The organism is Okeania sp. SIO2F5, from assembly GCF_010692685.1.
Taxonomy (GTDB): Bacteria; Cyanobacteriota; Cyanobacteriia; order Cyanobacteriales; family Microcoleaceae; genus Okeania; species Okeania hirsuta.
Map to the genome: position 1 here is coordinate 184,098 of NZ_JAAHGU010000006.1, position 19,336 is coordinate 203,433.

Below are 19,336 nucleotides of genomic sequence, written 5' to 3' on the forward strand. Positions count from 1 at the left end.
CCTCCTGACTCCTGAATCCTCAGTCGTGTCGTTATTTATAACTGTTCAACCGGACATGATATTACAGGTTAATTTGCTTGCGGTTCTCCAAATCAGATTTTTTCCAGAATGCGGTCAAACCCTTAACGATAGCCTTGAAGCCATAGATGGTGCGACCTCTTAAACCAGCTAGAAAAAAATAATTGAATTGAGTGACTGGTAATTTCGCGATCGCTTCTTTAGCAAAAGTTTCTTTCTGTCCTGGTCCTCGCAAACGAAACTGAGTTGCCTGAGTCGCACCATATACGAGACGCACCCAGAGGCAAGGATTTAAGAAAAAGTATTTCCACAAAGGAGGTTTGCAGCCAATTAAGTCAGCTAGTTCATCCATGTAAATATGATAATCAACCAAACTGCGAATACGAGTGGCATTATGCTCAAACTGTTGTAAATACTTCTGTCGCTCCATAGATGCTACCTCCTCCATTTGTTCAGAAGTTGGCAACTGCTGCTCCCCAGTGCAGATCGAGGCAAAAAATCGTGCTTGCATTTCCATAATCGGAAACTGACTTCCGAACCCCGGACGCGCCCAACCAATCCAAACGATTTTATCCCGATACTGGGAATGAAGCATATGTTTGTAAAGACTCCGGGGGTCAGTTTCCTTAAGTGCATCGGGAAGGAAAGACACATAGTTTTGGTAGCCGGTACAAAACACCACCGCATCTACCGAATGCAGAACTTCTCCACTGGCTGCCAGTAGAGTTCTGCCCCCATCTTCTACCCCAATTATTTTGCCGACGACATTACATTTATGATAGACGATCGCCTTGGGTAAAGCATAAGTTTTAGTTCCATAAGTTCCCCAGGCTCCGTTTCGAGACTTGACCTTCTTGTTCAACTTAACTGCTGTTTTATCCAGTGGATCTTTGTAGGTCAACCAACGCTGAGAGATAATTTTGCTCAAAGTATTTCCATATTCTCTTGGCAATCCGTATATGCCTCTATTGCTGGCGATGTCGTTAGCACGTTCGCCTCTCTTGCGAGGGACTACAAACCCAGTTGAATTGCGAAGGCTGACCCAGCAATTGTTGGCAACGCGGGATATTTCTAAGGCTATATCTGAAGCTGACTCTCCACCACCAACTACTAAGACGTTTTTGCCGACAAAGTTATTCGCGTTACGATAATCTTGGGAATGAGAAAACTCCACCTCAGTTAATAAGTCTTTCCATTGGGGATAATTCGGAATACTGTTGTTACCAATTGCAACAGCCACTCGTTTTGACAGCAAAGTTTCTCCAGATGCCAGTTTAATTTGCCATTCTTCATTGTCGCGTTCACTCACTTCGAGAACTTTGGCGTTGAAACGAATTTTATCCAAAACGCCAAAATGTTTGGCATATCTTTTCCAATAGTCAACCGCTTCATTTTTCGTCCAGAATTCGTATTGGTTTCCATCACCGATCCAGAAGTCGGAAAACATACTAAAAGTACAAGAAGAAGTTAGCACTAAACTGTCGTAGGTATTGGCAAAAACCCCTCCGATATTCCCTGTTTGCTCCAAACAAATGACCTCACACAAACCTTGTTCGACTAATTCTTTGGTGGTTACTAGGCCACCGGGACCTGCTCCAATAACAATACAATCCAACAAGATTTTTAACCTCATGTTATTTTTTCAGTCTTTGAGTGCTTCAATTACACTCAGTTCCGATTCAGTCGGAAGTATTTTAGTTAGTTTGAACCCAGTCGCTTTTAACAAATCTTTATACTCATTTACAGAATTAGCTTTGAGTTTAATGGAGCCTTTGATGACACCTTCCCTATCCTTTTTTTAGATTTACTTATACGTTCAATCTTTTTTTTACTTCTTTCATGATTTTGCCATTCAGCTATTTTCACATCACACTCCAAACAACTAGGATTTTCTATTTTTAATTGTTTGATTGTGTCAAACAAATCTGCGTATAATCCCTGGTTAGCTGTCACACATAATGAGGTAGCTATTAAAATAATTTTACCTATTTTCATAAGTCCTAATTTAATTATACTTGATGCTTACAACCTCCTTATTTCTATTAAGACCTTGTATCTCTAATTTATTACTAATTTCTTTATGCTTAATTCAGATTTTTTTAATTTTTCTTAATAAAAAAACAGACAATATAAAACTATAAAATTTCAATAGATTTACTCCTCTAATTAATACAGAACAACTCGATTACGTCCGGTTTGTTTCGCCTGAGACAAAGCTCGGTCTGCCCGTTCAGGATCTAGATTTTGCAATAAGCTAGTTTGAGTTATAATATCTAGTAGTTCGCCATTATTACCACTCCTAAATAATAAAAAAATTGTTAATAATCTTAATATTGGCGTGACTTGGCAATCCTCAAGCTGAGTAGAATTACTGGTATTATTCCTACTAATACAATTGCTAAAGCCGGACCTGCTGCCTCCGTTAACCTCTCATCAGAAGCCAAATTATAAACCCTGACTGCTAAGGTATCAAAATTAAACGGACGAATTACCATTGTTGCAGGTAACTCTTTCATCACATCCACAAAAGTTAGCATTGCTCCAGTTAATAACCCTCCCCACATCATCGGTGCATGAACTTTAACCAGAGTCTTCGTAGCTCCATAGCCTAAACTTCGGGAAGCATCATCTAAACTTGGTTTGATTTTAAGCAAGCTTGACTCCACAGCACCAAATGCTACCGCCATAAACCTCACCAAATAAGCAAACACTAATGCTGTAATAGTTCCACTGAATAATAAACCAGTTGATATGCCAAATATTGAACGCATAAAGCTATCAATAATATTGTCAACCGCACCTATAGGAATCAAAATTCCGACAGCAATAACTGAACCCGGTACAGCATAACCCATAGCAGCAATGCGGGTCGATAAACGCATTCCCAAATTTCGATTCAACCGCACGCCATAAGCCATAATTAAGGCGATCGCTACAGCCAAAACAGCAGTAACTCCTGCCAAAATCAAACTATGGGAAGCATAATTCCAAAACTGTCCCCGAAAACTTTCCCCACTTTCAGCAATAGTCATTTCTAATAATAATCCTGCTGGCAACAAAAAACCTAACAATACTGGCAGCAAACAAGCAAATAAACTGACTATCCCACGCATTCCACCTAAATGAAACTGCTGCAATTTTTGATACTGACTGCTAGTTTGATAATATTTTGCCTGCCGACGCGACCATAACTCCAGCAAAATTAACCATAAAATAAATAACATCAATACTGCTGCCAACTGTGCTGCGGCAACTCTCTCTCCCATGCCAAACCAAGTCCGATAGATGCCAGTGGTAAATGTTTCAACGCCAAAATATTGCACTGTACCGAAATCATTAAGAGTCTCCATCAGTGCTAGAGCTAAACCTGCCATTATTGCTGGTCTAGCTAGGGGTAAAGCTATTTTATAAAAGCTGCGCCAAGGGTTGCATCCCAGGGAGCGACTGGCTTCTAAAGTACAGGTTGATTGTTCTAAAAAAGCGACTCGTGTTAGTAAGTAAACATAAGGATATAGGGTAAGGGTTAACAAAGCGATCGCTCCTCCCATGGAACGGATCTCCGGGAACCAATAATCACTTACACTTGCCCAACCAAATACCTCTCGCAACCACATTTGTACAGGCCCATAAAATTCTAGTAATTCTGTGTAGGTGTAGGCGAGAATATAGGCGGGAGTTGCCAATGGTAGTAGCATTGCCCATTCAAAGATGCGACTACCAGGAAAGCGACACATTGTGACTAACCATGCTACCCCTACTCCGATGACGACAACTCCACAACCTACTCCTAGCATTAAGATCAAGGAGTTTAACAGATAACGGGGTAAAACTGTAGAAGCTAAATGACTCCAAATTTCTCCTGTATCCGAGAAAATACTGCTGAGAATAAATACTACAGGAGCTGAGATTAATAAAGCGATCGCTATGACAAATACTGTCCAAGCATTCCAGTTGAAATAGTTAATTTTTTTCACATTATCAAACATTTTGATTTTATACATTTTATACATTAGAGACTATAGCGCTGCGCGCAGGCAACAGGCAATAGGCAACAGCGGTGCGACCCCGCGTCGGCATCAGACGCAAGGGAATGCGCACCAAGAGAGGCAATAGGGGAAATAAAAAACCGTTGGCGCAAGCATTCCGTAGGAAATCATATAAGACTTTTAGTTATTAGACATCTCCAAAAATAAAAAATAAAATCAATTATCATACAGAAATTATCAATTATTTTCCCCCTCCATACCTATTCCCTATTCCCTCTTTTCTGGAGATGTCTATTACGTAATACTATTTCTGAATAGAAAAGTAATACTATCAGGACTTATATCATATAGCAATATGATTTTAGTTGTGAGATATTGAAGACTGTTGTTTTAGGTATGGAGGGAATAGGGAATAGGGAATAGGAAAGAAATGAATACATAAGAATAAGATAACTACTATATTCTATGCTTTAAAGGAATACCTCAATTCTCACATCTGATTTCTGATTGCTATATATAGAACCCATTTGAGATCTATATAATTATGGTAGTCAAGTCTTTTCGCGCATTAATGTTGAGGAAAATTCAGTTGAAGGAGTGTTGAATTTTTTGTATTATCTCTCCCCAAATCTTCCCTCTTAACCTTTTCTCTCTTACCTTCTGTCTCCTGTCTCCAGTATAGCTGTCTCCTAGTCAAAAAAACTTGATATTTATATGAAGATACGGTTAGGGGTTCTATAGAATTTTCTCTTCAGCATAGCTGCCTTCTGCCCTCTGCCATCTAGAAATAGTAAGCGTACCGTCACACACCCTACTTGATTGGCAAACAGCCTCTTAGAAAAATTTCAATAAACTTAATGAGAACATTTCCTAAAAATTAGGTTAATATAATTGAAAAGTAAATAATGTTCTAGACATATTTTAAGAATTTAAGGGAGGTTAAACAATAAATGACCCAATCTGTAATTCTCTGTTTGGAGAGTGTCAGCAAACAATTTTCTCGCACTGCTACCCCTGCGGTGCAAAATGTCAATTTAACATTGTACCAAGGGGATATACTAGGGTTATTGGGGCCTTCAGGTTGTGGCAAAACAACTTTATTGAGAATGATTGCTGGATTTGAGCAACCACAGTCAGGTATTATTACTATTAATGAGCGAGTAGTTGCTGGTGTAAATGATTGGGTGGCACCTGAAAAACGAGATGTTGGTATGGTTTTCCAAGATTATGCCTTATTTCCCCATCTGACGGTAGCTAAAAATATTGCATTCGGTCTACATAATTCTGGCAAAAAGTCAAGTAGGCAAATTAATCATCAGGTTGCGGATGCTCTGGAGTTAGTTGGTTTATCTGGTTTGGAAAGTCGTTATCCCCACGAACTTTCTGGGGGTCAACAGCAACGGGTAGCTTTGGCGCGTGCTTTGGCACCAAATCCAGCTTTAGTATTATTGGATGAACCTTTGAGTAATTTGGATGTACAAGTCAGAATTAGATTACGGCAAGAATTACGAGATATCCTCAAAAATGCTGGTGCTTCGGGAATTTTTGTTACCCACGATCAAGAAGAGGCAATGGCTATTTCCGATCGGGTGGCAGTAATGCGAGCTGGATGTGTGGAACAGTTTGGTACTCCGGAAGATATTTATACTGAACCTGCTTCTCAGTTTGTGGCTGAATTTGTAACTCAGGCTAATTTTTTATCTGCACGTCGTCAAGGTCAGGTGTGGGAAACGGAACTTGGGGGTTTTGAATTAACAGATAATCATTTATTTTGTGGAAAAATTGGTAGCTTAGATGAATTTGATCGAGTTGAGTTAATGATTCGTCAGGAAGATTTGATTTTAAAACCTGATGATGGCGGGTCTGTAGTGATTCGCGATCGCCAATTTTTAGGTCGTGAATTTCGTTATTCTTTACGTACTGAATCTGGACAAGAATTAATTGCTCGTACAACTCCACAAGTAGCATTGCCCATTGGAATTAAGGTTAAGGTATCTATTACAGAGGATTGTTTGAGGGTCTTTCCTTCTACATCTACTAAAAATCTGGCGTTAGTTAAATAACTGGGTGATTTTGTACGGCAGGCGAGGTAAAAAATACGTTGTTGCCGACCTATCTATAGAACCCTTATGGAATCTATTTAAAAATATAGGGGGTGTGTGGGGAGATGGTGAATCTGGAAGGAAATTTCCACCTTTTTCCCTATTCTATTTCTCTAGATCCTGATCTCAAATTCGTTTTATTGGACATAAAAAAAATTCTCCAATCGTCATAACTACGCTCATCTTTGTAATTCTCTCTCCTCCTGAGGACTGAGGACTGACTCCTCCTGACTTAAACATTCTATAACTGTTTAACCGGATTTGATCTGAGAAGGTCCTCCTGACTCCTTTGCCAAAAACCCGTACCGCGTGCAAAGATACCATGAGACTTCTATAGGGATTCAATTTTTAACAATAGATGAGTTGATTGCAAGCTGGAGTAATAAAGCGATGGTGTTAGTGGAGTCGCACCCAGACTTTGATCAAAACTTAGACTATAGAAATAAAGTTAGCGGTTTGTAGCATTGACTAGGGCACATTGGAGTTATGGCCTTATCATTGCTAAGGTTTTACTGTTAAACCTGTTTATCAGTATGATTTTTTTCTTTAATACAAATCCTGACAAACGATGTACTGACTCGAACGGATAGGGATATGCTAACTGGAGTAGCGATCACTGTTTTAGTAATAAACGCCATCGCTGTTAGTCTCAAATTTATCCAATCAATGCTCATTGCTAACCTTGCCCAATACTTGGAGCTAGATATCATCTTAGAATTTTGGATAAAGTTTTTCGAGCGCTAATTATCCCCAGTCAGCAGGTGCAGAAACCGGGTTTCTCTAGATAGTAATAAATTTTGCCTTGATCGCTAACTAACTGATAGCTACAGCCTCTTCAACAGCATTATCATGTTCTACTCGGAAAACATTCGCACTTAGGTTCGCTACTATCTGTTTTCCTTGTTGAGTAAGATTTAGATAAGCGATCGCATCCTTAACGTAGCTATAAACTACATTCCAGTAAAACTTAGGATAGCCCCGACGTAAATCACCTGGATTATGATATCCCAGTATTTTATTCTGGCCTGTTTCCTCAAACTCATAGAAAAGGGCACTAATTTTTTGTAAATAACGGGGGTCGCTTAATTGACCTATTAGATCTGCTGCCCTCACCAAACCAGGATAGTTTTCCTTATCCTGATGATCTTCATCTGCTGGTACTGGAAAACGAGTCAGTTCTATGTTACGCTTAATCACTTCTGCATCAATTAACTTATGACCTCCAAAGCGTTCCTCAATAAATAGTTTACCTCGGTCAACATGATAAGGAGTTAGGTTAGCATCCGTAGCGCCTCTAGGTAAAGATACACTTGTGCCATCTATGCCTGTAGCATATAATCTTAAGTCTCCTCTATCTTGACGACATACACCTTTGACATACCCAATATCGTGACAAAGTAAGGAAATGTGGTAGTGTAGCCAATCTTCACCAGAAACTCCACCCTCACGGATATGCTTCCCGCGTAAAATTTCTTGTCCCACTAAAGTTACAAGAATAGTATGTTCTACATTGTGATACAGGGCATCACTATTAGCAATATTTTCTAATGCCATTCCGGCCGCCCAGGCAATAATATCAGCATAATCTGCTTTATATCCACCATAAGTATGACGATAGCCATTAGTCAGCCGTTTTATGAAGGCATCAATTAAAAGTTCTGTGGAGTTAAACATCTGCAGTCTCCTAATTTAAATTTTCTATTTCACTGAATTTCAGTTTAATGAACTTATACACTTTTTTATTTACCATCATCAACAAATTATCTCACTTCATTTTCTTTTTTTCATTCCTAAATACTACTTATTATTATTTTTAGCCATAGTGAAAAAGTTAATTTCAGGTTTAAATATATAGCAATTTTATTTGTGAGATATCCTAGGCTTTTAGAGAACAGGGAACAGGGAATAGGGAATGAGAAACACCTAAGCAATAAAATCCTCACGAATGATTTAGGATTGCTATATCTATATTGATTGAATACTTAGATGCTATCCAAAGTTTGAGGTGGAAGATTATCTATTAATCATTTTGTAATAGTTTTTCCATTGCATATCTCAAACTAGATTGTCATCTTTTATTTTACAAATAGTTCTGTGAACCCTGCAACTTTTCTCTCAATAATATTTTATATTGATATTTTAAATATTGATTTTATACATTACTTTCTTGTTATGTAATTGTCAAAAATCTCTTATAAGCTTCTAATAAAGAACAAAGTATTACAGCTTAATAGTGTAAAAAAATCTGTATATATTGATGATATTTTGTAAATTTTACACAAACTGCTATATTTATTTTTGAAGTTATTTAGCAAAAAAAAGATATTTACAATGATAAAAAAAAAATCTCTACACTTCATTTTTTCCTGCTTTTTCGTCAATATAATATTTACAGCTAAAATGTAAATGCCACATATTTCTGTGTTATTTACTATTGACACATTAAGTTTACCATTCTATATTCGAGATAGCTTGATTTAACTATAAAATCACAAAAATAAAATTATAGTCCCGTCCTGTGATTGACGATTATGGTTAATATTCTTTTCAAAAATTATAGTTATTATAATTTAATTACCAATATACTTCAAACCTTGATAGTAATTTTTTTAATAACTATTATATGTAATTTAATCTCGATTTGTCAGTGATTAACATCTACTATTGGTTGTGATAGTAAAAAATCACTAATGTGATTTTAATCACAATAATAAAAAAATATTATATTAACATCCGTAAAAATCAAAATAGTAATAATGAAAAATCGCAAAAATAAATATCAAAATATATTTTATTAACCCAATTATGAAGACAGTGTCTTTAATAAACTAACCCAAAAAGTTAAACAATTGCCGGCTAGTTTACCTTGGCATCAACGCTGTTATGTTTGATCTTTTTCTTATATTTTATGTGGTTATTCTCCAGAAAAACAAGCAGATTTTTTAGATGATTATATAGCTGATGGTTTAGCAGTAAACATGATACAAGATATAGATAAGATTAACAGGGTGAACAAATATCTAAGACGGTTTCATACTCAAACAAAAATCAATCAAAATGTACTCATAAATTATATTAGACAATATTATATTCATTCTGCTCAAGATGTACGCTGTCAAACTCTACAATATTTATAATTGGCATTAAAATGAGTCATTAATACAGAAAAAAAAATCAAATATTTAACTATATTTTGGGATTTGAAATGAGAAACTAGCTCGTATTCAAACAAATCAATATAATTTTATTAAAACATATATAAAACCAATTCAGCACGCTCATCTTAATGGCATTATTGTACCTAAAGATAAAGGAATATTTTTTGCAAAAAGAGATTATTATGTGCAAATACCTGAACTATCTCCAAAAAAGTTAGTGACTTTAGTAATAGCAACTTTTACGACTGATAAAGTTACTAAGTGTGGTTTTCTGATCGCTCGCCATATTAAAGCTTTAAAATTTGATTTTGATTATATATTTCAACAGCAAGAGGAAGAATAAATTTTTCCTCTAGAATTTTAGTCTCTAGTTAATTAGAAGAAAATCCTTCAAATATCTCTGTTAGAAATATATTAAATAATTAAATATTTAGCTGCTTTGATCTACAGTATTTTCAGACTAGTTATAATATAGGAATATTAAATAATTTATGATAAATTGATTACTTGATGTCTCTTAAACCCTAAATATCTACAATATCTCACAGTTAAAATGTAAATGCTATACTTCAATAAAGTAATAATATCCTGATAATCTAAGCCCTAGGACATAGACCAAAGATGTTAAATATACTGATACCATTAAAAATATAAATAAACCAAATTTAGGAGCCTGTTGTGCTGCTATCGAAAGGATTTGAAGTAGAAATGTACACTGGCACACCCCAAGGTAATACTGTTGGCCTGTCAGACCAAATTGTGGCCAAAGTAGAGGGGTTTGTTAGGGAGCCAGATAGTAGAAATGTAGAATACACAACTGCACCATTGTGTAGCTACGCTCAACTTTTATGTGCTCTAGTAAAGCCAAGACTGAAATTGAGAAGTTATTTAAACACTTTAGGGGATTACACAATAATTCCAGGAAGTACCTTATCTTTAGGAGGTAGTGATACCTTTGAACGCTCTGACCCTAACAACCCATATCACACATATATACAACAAACTTACGGTGCAAAAGTCGTTACAACCAGTATTCATATAAATATTGGTATTAGTGAACCAGAATTATTGATGCGAGCCATTCGCTTGATCCGAATGGAAGCCCCTTTATATTTAGCCCTAAGTGCCTCTTCTCCTTTTATAGATGGCCAGGCTACAGGCTTTCACTCTACTCGTTGGACTACTTTTCCGAAAACTCCAGCTTATGTCCCTCTATTTGAAAGTCATAGTCATTTCATCAAATGGACTGAAGAGAAAGTTGCTACAGGTGTTATGCAAAATGTCCGCCATCTTTGGTGTTCTGTGCGGCCTAATGGCGATCGCCGTCCCTATAATCTTAATCGTCTAGAATTAAGAATTTGTGACTTCGTAAGTAACCCAGTTATGCAGCTGGCCTTGGTAGCTTTATTAGAAGCTCGTTTATGGCAATTATTTGACGATCCTAGTCTCGACCCCTTAGAAAAAAGTAATTTATCTGCAACTAACCGTTTGGAAGATTTAGTCGCTTTAGCAGATAATAATGAAATAGCAGCAGCTCATCATAGCCTTGAAGCTCAACTCTCCCATTGGCAAGATGGTAGAACTATTTTAGCGAAAAATTGGATTGAGGAAATTTATCAACAGGTTTTACCTTATGCCAAAAAACTTGGCTTTAGTTGCTTTCTTTCTCCAATCAAAAAAATTATTCGGGAAGGCAATACAGCACAAAAATGGTTAGATCAATATAACAGTAGTCTTGACAGTCGGAGCGTAATTAAAGCAGCAATTTTGGAGATGGCACAACAAGAAGAAGAGCTAGAAGATCAATTATGTCAATCAATGGTGGCCTAACTTAATACCATTTCATTTACTTCAGCTACATAGGTTGAAAGGAGTCAGGAATCAGGAGTTATACCAAATCTCAAAAGTTTTGCTACATATCCTTTCCTTGTAATGGGGAGATGAAATGGTAACTAAATATAGCATTTATACATGAGAAAATTCATTAAGAGTCAGGAATTAAGGTAAATAGCATTCTTTATTTGAATTGTTATAACTTCTACTATATCAAAATTTTTTTCTGAACTAGGGGTAGTGGCAAAGGAAGCACCAGGAGCGTGGGGAGATGGGGAGATGGGGAGTACCGGGTACCGGGAGTGTGGGATAAATTAAAAAATATATTATATATCCTCATCATTACCATGCAAGACTACCGAACTAGGAAATCAAAATATACTGTTTCTAGGATCAGAACGGTGAGGCACGACACTAGCCTAGAAAGTAAAACTAACAAAACTAAGATAAGATTAGGGGAGAAAAACCTAATTGCTATATTAGGCATATAGTTAAGTTGTTATTATACCTATATTGTATTGAATTATTGAATTTTCAGAGAAATCCTAAAACTTAAAGGTAGGATATTCTAGCTAACAACTTTAATGTTCTCAATATCAAAATAAATTGATTTAATGCCTCAGATTGTTCTAGTGTATCCGCAAATTCCCCCCAATACAGGAAATGTTGCTCGTACTTGTGCTGCTACTAATACAGAATTACATCTAGTAAAACCTTTGGGTTTTGAAATTAGCGATCGCTATTTGAAACGGGCAGGTTTAGATTACTGGCCTTATGTTAAACTATATGACCACGATAACTTCAAAGAGTTTCAAACCTATCATCAGCAACGAGGTGGAAGACTGGTAGGTTTTAGTGCAAAGGGAGCTTCTAATTATACTAAATTTCAATACCAAACAAATGATTGGCTATTGTTTGGTTCAGAAACTAATGGACTACCACAAGATGTCCTAGAGTATTGTGTAGCAACTCTCTATATACCAATGACACAGCCAAAGGTTCGTAGTTTAAATCTTTCTGTTAGTGCTGCCTTGGGTTTATTTGAAGCCAGGCGTCAATTGGATTATCTGAGTTAAAATCATTATTCTGATAATATCTATAAATTTATAATCTTTATTTACTATTTACAGATATGTATATTAATGATGAAAAACATCATATATCCCTAATTAAAACTATACTGCCACACTAAATATAGTTTTGATCGCTCAAAAATCTTTAACTTCTTAAATATTCCAATTATAAGTATTTAATGGGTCATTTTGCTCTGTATAAGTATGACGCATAAAGTCTGTAATTCTATATCTATCTATATATAAGAAATTTCTATAGATCTAATAATTGCCACAACTGCCAAGTTAGTGTATACCAAAATTTAGATGATATTTTCTCCTGAAATCCTTTTGTTCGTCTAGAGGGTATTTACTAAAGGACTAAATAATTCAGAGAAAAATACAATTGGATTATTTCCAAATAACATGGCAAAAATAAACTACGAGCAAGAATGTTGTAATATTTAGTGCCTTAAAAGTTAGTTACTTTTTTTGTGCTATTTTTGGCCATTAAATAAAAATCAAATTAAAATTATCCTTGCTTTTTTTATGAAACCAAGATACCCTAGCCTAAGTTTGATGTTTGTCAGTGATCTTGATCTCTAAAATAGAGTGAATTATGTCATTGACAAAGAAAAATTAATTAAGGATAGTTAAACCCTTGTCGATAGGAGGTCGTTCTTTGAAACGAACATTTCCAAGTAAAGGAAAATCTGCCGCTATCTGTGAACTTCACACAGAAGCAACTATTGATCAGTCAAAACAAATAAGTATAGTTGGTAGCAAAAAAACTTCTTCCGCTGCTGCCATGATTGGACTTGCTGCCATTTCAACCACTATGGGTGCATCAGGCATCCTGTTGTCTGGGAAAGGCAATATCGCAGTCGCAGCCGAACTTCCTGGAGTGGACACTAACAAACATGAACTTTCAACTAGAGAGTTAAATGTTACTGGAGTTAGTAGGTCAAAAGGTCTACTACTTCAGAAATTAACCCAAGGGTATGTAGAGGTAGAAGAAAATACTGATTCTGAAGTTGAAGCAACTCAACCTGAGACTGTCCTGCCCTCAGAACATACACTAGGAGAAAAATCCTTTTTTCCTATAGAACTTCAACACAAATATAGCCAGACTAAAGCCAGAAAATCTGAACAAGAGAAAGAGACTTTAGTTTTTTCTGAACCGAAAATTAATAAATTAGAAACTAATGAGTTGCCTCCTCTAGGACTTCTGGCTAAAGTGCAGGACAAGGAGCCAATAGGCAGTAATAGTAAGCTAATTGACCGATTAAAAGTAGAAATTAATCCTGTCCAAAAACCAGAAAACCTCTCGACAAAAAGTTCGCTGGAGTTGAGGTATGAGCAGTATATTTCTGATCCCGTAGGAAAGTCATTTGATAAATCAAAGGAAAAATTCCTAGAAAATAGAAATGGCAAATCAGAAAATTTAGTTGTTGAAGAACCAGCTCTACAGATGGCCACATCCTCTGAATTAGACAATAGTCCCACAGCTAAACAAGTAGGTGATAGTCAAATAGATATTGCTCAAGAGTCAATCAAGGCTCAAGGGACTAAACTACAAGGGGCAGTGGTTATTGATTCTGAGATGACATCTACACCAGTTTCATTGGTATATAAGGTGCGTGTGGGAGACACGCTAAGTTTAATTGCCAAGGAAAACAATGTATCTGTCGAAGTATTAGCTAGAGCTAATAATATCAAAAATCTAGACGTAATTGAAGCAGCTAAATTACTTAAAATTCCTCAGCAACCATTTTCTGAATCATTAAAACTGGTAAGTTCTACAAGTAGCCATTCTACAAAAGAGGAATTTAGTCAACCTTCTTTGGAAACTACAGCTAACCAACTCAATATTCCTGAAGCCAAGCTTCCTAATATCAAATCTAATTATTTATCGTACAGCGTACCAAGTTTGACTGGAGCTGAAGTTGAACCACACAGAAGTGTACAACTAGTTTCTTGGTCTGAAGGTCTAAACGATCAAGAACATCAAATACACAAGAAACCAAAAGAATTTTCAACTTCAACACAGTTGGTTGTTACAGATAGCCCTAAAAATCCCTTAGTTAATAAAGTATGGCCTGATCATCTAGGTGCAAGGGAATCTAGACAAAATTCTTTTAGTAATAGTCAACCCGTTCAACCACTACCAGTGGACATAAATACTGAGAGTGGTGAGTTACTACCAACAGCAAAATCTGAAGGTCAAAATAATCCTTATGCTAACCGTTTGAGGTCAGAAATAAGCAGGCTAAGAGAGGAATATAATAATCAAAAAGAACTTGAAGATTCTCAAATAATAACCTCAGAAGCAATAAATATTCCAGTACCTGAGCCGTCGTCTTCACAACAGAATTTACCGAATAATTCTCAAATTCTGACTGAGAACAATAGTAGTAGGTACTTACAACCAACTTATCAGGAAGAAGTAAGTAGCAGTCAGACCACACAATGGTCTGAAGAAATGGGAACTAACAGACCTGAAATCAGAAATCCTGCTACAGTTGTTAAAGAACTACCCCTAGAAAGAGAAATTAGTCAATCTCAAGGGTCATCATTCATGGCCACAGCACCAACAGGAGCTAACTTTAATGAGATTCTGAATAATCCTTCACTAGGAAAAATGGTTTCTCCAGACTTGCCACCTTTGGGTAAAGCTGATACCTATTTACCTGGTGGTTCAATGCAATTTACCGGGTATACATGGCCTAGTAAGGGTACTTTAACATCAGGTTATGGTTGGCGCTGGGGAAGAATGCACCGTGGTATTGATATAGCTGCACCGACAGGTACTCCTATTGTTGCTGCAGCCCCTGGTGTTGTCACTTTTGCTAATTGGAATAGTGGAGGGTATGGTAACTTAGTGGAAATTAAACATCCCAACGGTAGTCTGACAATCTACGCTCATAACAGCCAAATTCTTGTGAGAGAAGGTCAAAAAGTGGCTCAGGGTGAGCTAATTGCTAAAATGGGAAGCACTGGACGTAGTACCGGCCCACACTTACATTTTGAAATTCATCCAACAGGAAATGGAGCTGTTAATCCAATGGCTCTTTTACCTTCGGGAGTGGCATATCATTAGGTTAGGTATTGTCCATAATCATCGTAAAATTTCCGTAAGTGGGAAAAGTGCAAGTTTGAACGGCTGGATGCAAAGGACTCAAAGGATTTTTATCCCTAGTCAAAAAAATGTGTTATAATTAATAAAAAATTATAAAAGTAGCCTTAATGGTATTTTGGCCGTAGAGAGTAGTGGCAATTGATGCCCCTAGTAAATTACTGGTGTATACGTACTACGGTATGCTACTGGCAATTTAGTTAAAGCAATATGAAAATCGTGGTTTTTACCCGATTTACAACTCCTAGTCACAAATCCACGTTGATTTATGCCGTGGAGTGTCAAAATTGGGATTATTTTATATAGTACAGTTATTTTTATCCCAATACATATAAATATGTAATCGGAACAAATCAAGATCTCCTAGTACTCAGAACTTATTCTAACTCCCTAATCAATCCCATCTGAAAATCTTCCTATTTTCAGTACAACTCCTCTAACTTGAAAAATGTTAATAACCCCATTCTTGTAAGTAAAAATGGGGAGAGAGATATAAATAAATTTAGGGTGCAAATTAAATCTATTTTGGTTTTTTTAAGAAAAAAATAGTAAAGGATTGAATAAATTACAATATTCTGTGCTATGATTATGGATGGTTAAAAATTTAGGCTCAGTAGCTCAGTGGTTAGAGCAGGGGACTCATAAGCCCAAGGTCGCAGGTTCAAATCCCGCCTGAGCCATATATATAAATAAGTAATTTTTTTTTGATTTATTGCAATAGATCACGATAGTCTAACCTTAGTCAACAACTGGCGTTTAAGTTAAAGTATTTGGTTATTTATTGAATCGTTAGCTTCCAAAGGAGGAAGTAGGTGTATGATTGGGGAGTTAAACAGTTATTAGTATAGTGGTTCGGCATTTAAATTGTATAGTCATTTCAGTTGAGATTGAGATAAGCGTTTCTTGCATTGAAAGAGTTTCAGCCGAAAAAGTGTTTCATTCTTATCTGAAATGACTATATATCCCAATTGGATCTAAGGAAACAATGGATATGGGAACAGCGGTATACCCTGGGTCGGCGAAGCACGTTAGCTCCTATGTAAGAAGCTAGACAAGCTATCGAGGGATATCAACGTTCCTTTGCCTACGGGACACTTTGCGCAGCGCAAAAACGCTATATCCAATCGACCCAGAAAGGGAATCTTTACTCCTGTGAGGACACAGGGAATACAAAATCTCAATAGGCCTGAGTTGAGTTCCGGTTCAATTTTTACCATCAACTGGAGTTGGAAAAAGTTAACTGATAACTGAAATAGTGGGGGTCAATTAAGAACCTATTAGAGCTGATTTATAAACTTAGCTAAAAGTATTGCATTACCAAGCTTTCAGGAATTTCGGTCTACAGGCCGATAACTAGCAAAACCTAAGTATAGCGAGAAATTCAGCCTCTTAATATTTACTTTATAAATCAGATATTAAAAACATTAACTCATGACTATAACATATATGACTGATAATATCTTTATATACCCTTAGAACTAAACTTTAAAAAACTAAAATAGTTGATCGATCCTTACTGGTCAATCCAATATGGAATGAGAAACCAAGTCTGAAAATATTCGAGCTGCTAAGTTGGTCTAGCTATGTCCGAAAGGAGACATTCTATGGTTTTGTTTGTACTTAAGGTCTAGTATGAAGAGGTAAGATTGAAGAATAAAGAATCTCAAACCATAAGTTTTCTTTGAGTTTTGAGTGTCAACAAGTTATTTTAAGGAGAATTAAATCATGACAGAGGAATGCCTGCGTGTAGGCCAGGAAGCCCCGGATTTCACTGCTACAGGTGTAGTGGATCAGGAATTCGAGACAATTAAACTGTCTGATTATCGTGGTAAGTATATAGTTTTATTCTTCTATCCCCTGGACTTTACTTTTGTTTGTCCAACAGAAATTACGGCATTTAGCGATCGCTACAAAGAGTTTGAATCACTTAACACAGAAATTCTAGGAGTTTCAGTAGATAGTGAATTTTCGCATTTAGCTTGGATTCAAACAGATCGTAAGTCTGGTGGAGTTGGAGACCTTAACTATCCGCTACTATCTGACATTAAAAAAGAGATTAGTTCTGCCTATAACGTCTTAGACCCAGAAGCAGGTATTGCTCTGCGGGGTTTGTTCATTATTGATAGAGAAGGTACTATTCAACACGCCACAATTAATAATCTTGCTTTTGGTCGTAACGTGGATGAAACCTTACGTACTCTACAAGCTATTCAGTATGTACAGGCTAACCCAGATGAAGTTTGCCCTGCAGGTTGGAAACCAGGAGATCAAACTATGAATCCCGACCCAATCAAATCTAAGGAATTCTTTGCAGCTATTAAATAAATTGATTTAAGCAGTCTATTCCAACACTTTCATATATATTCTAGCTCTAAAAGTGTTGGAGTTGTAAATTTAGAGGAGATTTAAACACATTAAAGTTTTGAATTTTAACTTTTAAATTATATCAAGATTATGCTAAATTCCTATGATTTTAGAGGTTTAATAAATCAACGTTTTGTTCAAAATTTATTACCTATTCCACCTATTAATAGTTTGGATAACGGAAAAAGAACACCAGATTTTGAATTACCAGATATCACAAATGGTAAATTAGTTCGTTTATCAGACTATTGGGGGGTAAAACCTGTCATACTTGCTTTGACTCGTATCTTTACTGAGAAACAGTATTGTCCATTTTGTTTTCCTCATATCTTAGCTTTAAATAATAATTATGAAAAATTTTTAGAGCGGGGAATAGAAATATTAATGATTACGAGTACAGATAGGGAACAAAGTAAGACTGTTGTGAGCGATCTAAGTTTAAAAATGCCTTTACTCAGTGATTCTAGTTGTCAGGTATTTAAAAATTATCAAGTCGGTCAAGCTTTGGGAGCACCTCTTCCAGGACAATTTGTATTAGATAAACAAGGTAGACTTAGCTATAAACATTTGTTTTCTTTTCTAGATCATAATGCTAGTATTGAAGATTTACTAGAAGTTTTAGATAATTATATAGTTGAGCAAAATAACTATTAGTAGCTGAATTCTATCTTAGAGCTGATTTATAAAGTAAATATTAAGAGGCTGAATTTATTACAGGACAAAGGTTTTGCCGATTGTAGGCCAGTAAAGTATAAATTGATGAGACCTAGATAGCATAAGAGTTTTCCTGCGGAATGCTGCGCAAACAGCTCAGTTAATCAATCACCTCTTAGTGCAAGTAGCTCTTTTTTATAGACTAATTTCTTTATAGACTAATTTCGCAGGTAAATTTAGCCTGTGGTGTTGAGATTAAGTCTGATATCCTGTTAGTTATATACTCAAATTTTAACTGCAAATATTGCCAATTTTAATTATGGTTAAGTATCTTAGTTTTTCTGAACATAAGATAACTCAAATCTAATTTATAGCAATTCTAAATCATTCGTGATAATTTTCTTGCTTCGGTGTTTCCTATTCCCTGTTCCCTCACACCGAGTGCCCATTGCCTCACAAGAGACTGAAAAGCCTATTGGTATAATTATGATTGATGTAGATTATTTTAAAAGTTTTAATGATGAATTTGGTCATGCTGCTGGAGATATTATTCTCAAAAATTTAGGCTCTTTTTTAAAATAGAAAGTTCGAGATTATTATATAGCTTGTCGTTATGGTGGGGAAGAATTGATTATGATATTACCAGGAAGTTCTTTAGAAAATACCAAGTGAAGAGCTGAACAAATACGGAAAAAAATCCAACAATTATGTGTAGAATATGATGGTATACTGCTAAGTTATATTACTATTTCTTTGGGAGTTGCTTGCTTTCCTAAACATGGCAAAACAGGGGAAAAGGTCATTGAAGCTGCTGATTTTGCTCTTGATCAGGCTAAGTATGAGGGACGTAACCGAATTGTAGTAGCTTCAAATTATTGAATATTTTATTTATATTACATTGTTTTTTATATTACATTGTTTAAATTAATACAGTCTATTTTCGGTTAATCAGTTATTTATTATTACTACTTAATTAGGGCTTGCTGATTAAATATAAAAGCATTTACAGATAAAGGTTTTAGCATTTTTAGAG

At 35.9% G+C, this 19,336-nt stretch carries 12 protein-coding genes, 1 tRNA gene and 1 pseudogene; 9 read left to right on the top strand and 5 right to left on the bottom strand.

Features of this window, described 5'->3' with window-relative positions; genetic code table 11:
- Positions 1-61: 61 nt before the first annotated feature.
- The 3 genes from F6K27_RS03870 to F6K27_RS03880 all read right to left on the bottom strand — a co-directional run bounded on the left by F6K27_RS03870 (position 62) and on the right by F6K27_RS03880 (position 4,004).
- Complete coding sequence (locus F6K27_RS03870) at positions 62-1,636, bottom strand: NAD(P)/FAD-dependent oxidoreductase (RefSeq protein ID WP_287284103.1); 1,575 nt, start codon at positions 1,634-1,636, stop codon at positions 62-64.
- A gap of 122 nt (positions 1,637-1,758) precedes the next feature.
- Positions 1,759-2,013, bottom strand: a complete 255-nt coding sequence (locus F6K27_RS03875) for a hypothetical protein (RefSeq protein ID WP_287274033.1) — start codon at positions 2,011-2,013, stop codon at positions 1,759-1,761.
- A 332-nt stretch (positions 2,014-2,345) separates the two neighbouring features.
- Complete coding sequence (locus F6K27_RS03880; RefSeq protein WP_287274035.1) at positions 2,346-4,004, bottom strand: iron ABC transporter permease; 1,659 nt, start codon at positions 4,002-4,004, stop codon at positions 2,346-2,348.
- Between the two features lie 950 nt (positions 4,005-4,954).
- On the opposite strand from F6K27_RS03880, the gene F6K27_RS03885 reads away from it, so the two are divergent.
- Positions 4,955-6,067: an ABC transporter ATP-binding protein gene (locus tag F6K27_RS03885; protein ID WP_287274036.1), complete on the top strand. Its 1,113-nt coding sequence runs from the start codon at positions 4,955-4,957 to the stop codon at positions 6,065-6,067.
- A gap of 554 nt (positions 6,068-6,621) precedes the next feature.
- Here the strand turns inward: F6K27_RS03885 and F6K27_RS03890 are convergent.
- Both F6K27_RS03890 and F6K27_RS03895 read right to left on the bottom strand, forming a co-directional pair.
- A complete protein-coding gene (locus F6K27_RS03890) occupies positions 6,622-6,816 on the bottom strand; it encodes a hypothetical protein (RefSeq protein ID WP_287274038.1) in 195 nt (64 codons plus the stop codon).
- Positions 6,817-6,919: 103 nt separating this feature from the next.
- Entirely contained in the window at positions 6,920-7,780 is an 861-nt protein-coding gene (locus tag F6K27_RS03895; protein WP_287274040.1) for an Npun_R2479 family HD domain-containing metalloprotein, read from the bottom strand.
- Positions 7,781-9,448: 1,668 nt separating this feature from the next.
- On the opposite strand from F6K27_RS03895, the gene F6K27_RS33520 reads away from it, so the two are divergent.
- The 8 genes and pseudogenes from F6K27_RS33520 (at position 9,449) to F6K27_RS03935 (ending at position 19,182) form a co-directional block, all read left to right on the top strand.
- Positions 9,449-9,607, top strand: a complete 159-nt coding sequence (locus F6K27_RS33520) for a hypothetical protein (protein ID WP_338043266.1) — start codon at positions 9,449-9,451, stop codon at positions 9,605-9,607.
- 335 nt (positions 9,608-9,942) lie between these two features.
- A complete protein-coding gene (gshA, locus tag F6K27_RS03905) occupies positions 9,943-11,094 on the top strand; it encodes a glutamate--cysteine ligase (protein WP_124147595.1) in 1,152 nt (383 codons plus the stop codon).
- Between the two features lie 617 nt (positions 11,095-11,711).
- Positions 11,712-12,173, top strand: coding sequence for a tRNA (cytidine(34)-2'-O)-methyltransferase (locus tag F6K27_RS03910; RefSeq protein WP_124147594.1), 462 nt, complete (start codon positions 11,712-11,714; stop codon positions 12,171-12,173).
- A gap of 658 nt (positions 12,174-12,831) precedes the next feature.
- Positions 12,832-15,249, top strand: a complete 2,418-nt coding sequence (locus F6K27_RS03915) for a peptidoglycan DD-metalloendopeptidase family protein (protein ID WP_287274041.1) — start codon at positions 12,832-12,834, stop codon at positions 15,247-15,249.
- 643 nt (positions 15,250-15,892) lie between these two features.
- Positions 15,893-15,965: transfer RNA gene (locus tag F6K27_RS03920), tRNA-Met, on the top strand.
- 1,045 nt (positions 15,966-17,010) lie between these two features.
- Positions 17,011-17,610 (top strand): peroxiredoxin, encoded by a 600-nt coding sequence (locus tag F6K27_RS03925; RefSeq protein WP_287274043.1) that lies wholly within the window; start codon positions 17,011-17,013, stop codon positions 17,608-17,610.
- Positions 17,611-17,739: 129 nt separating this feature from the next.
- Positions 17,740-18,303 (top strand): peroxiredoxin, encoded by a 564-nt coding sequence (locus tag F6K27_RS03930; RefSeq protein WP_287274044.1) that lies wholly within the window; start codon positions 17,740-17,742, stop codon positions 18,301-18,303.
- Between the two features lie 441 nt (positions 18,304-18,744).
- A pseudogene (locus F6K27_RS03935) lies at positions 18,745-19,182 on the top strand (GGDEF domain-containing protein).
- The last annotated feature ends 154 nt before the right edge of the window (positions 19,183-19,336 follow it).

Bases quoted from the DNA above. Each gene is read 5' to 3' on its own strand.
- F6K27_RS03875 (WP_287274033.1), bottom strand. From the start codon at position 2,013: ATGAAAATAGGTAAAATTATTTTAATAGCTACCTCATTATGTGTGACA.
- F6K27_RS03880 (WP_287274035.1), bottom strand. From the start codon at position 4,004: ATGTTTGATAATGTGAAAAAAATTAACTATTTCAACTGGAATGCTTGG.
- F6K27_RS03895 (WP_287274040.1), bottom strand. From the start codon at position 7,780: ATGTTTAACTCCACAGAACTTTTAATTGATGCCTTCATAAAACGGCTG.
- F6K27_RS03885 (WP_287274036.1), top strand. From the start codon at position 4,955: ATGACCCAATCTGTAATTCTCTGTTTGGAGAGTGTCAGCAAACAATTT.
- F6K27_RS03930 (WP_287274044.1), top strand. From the start codon at position 17,740: ATGCTAAATTCCTATGATTTTAGAGGTTTAATAAATCAACGTTTTGTT.
- F6K27_RS03925 (WP_287274043.1), top strand. From the start codon at position 17,011: ATGACAGAGGAATGCCTGCGTGTAGGCCAGGAAGCCCCGGATTTCACT.
- F6K27_RS03890 (WP_287274038.1), bottom strand. From the start codon at position 6,816: ATGATATCTAGCTCCAAGTATTGGGCAAGGTTAGCAATGAGCATTGAT.
- F6K27_RS03910 (WP_124147594.1), top strand. From the start codon at position 11,712: ATGCCTCAGATTGTTCTAGTGTATCCGCAAATTCCCCCCAATACAGGA.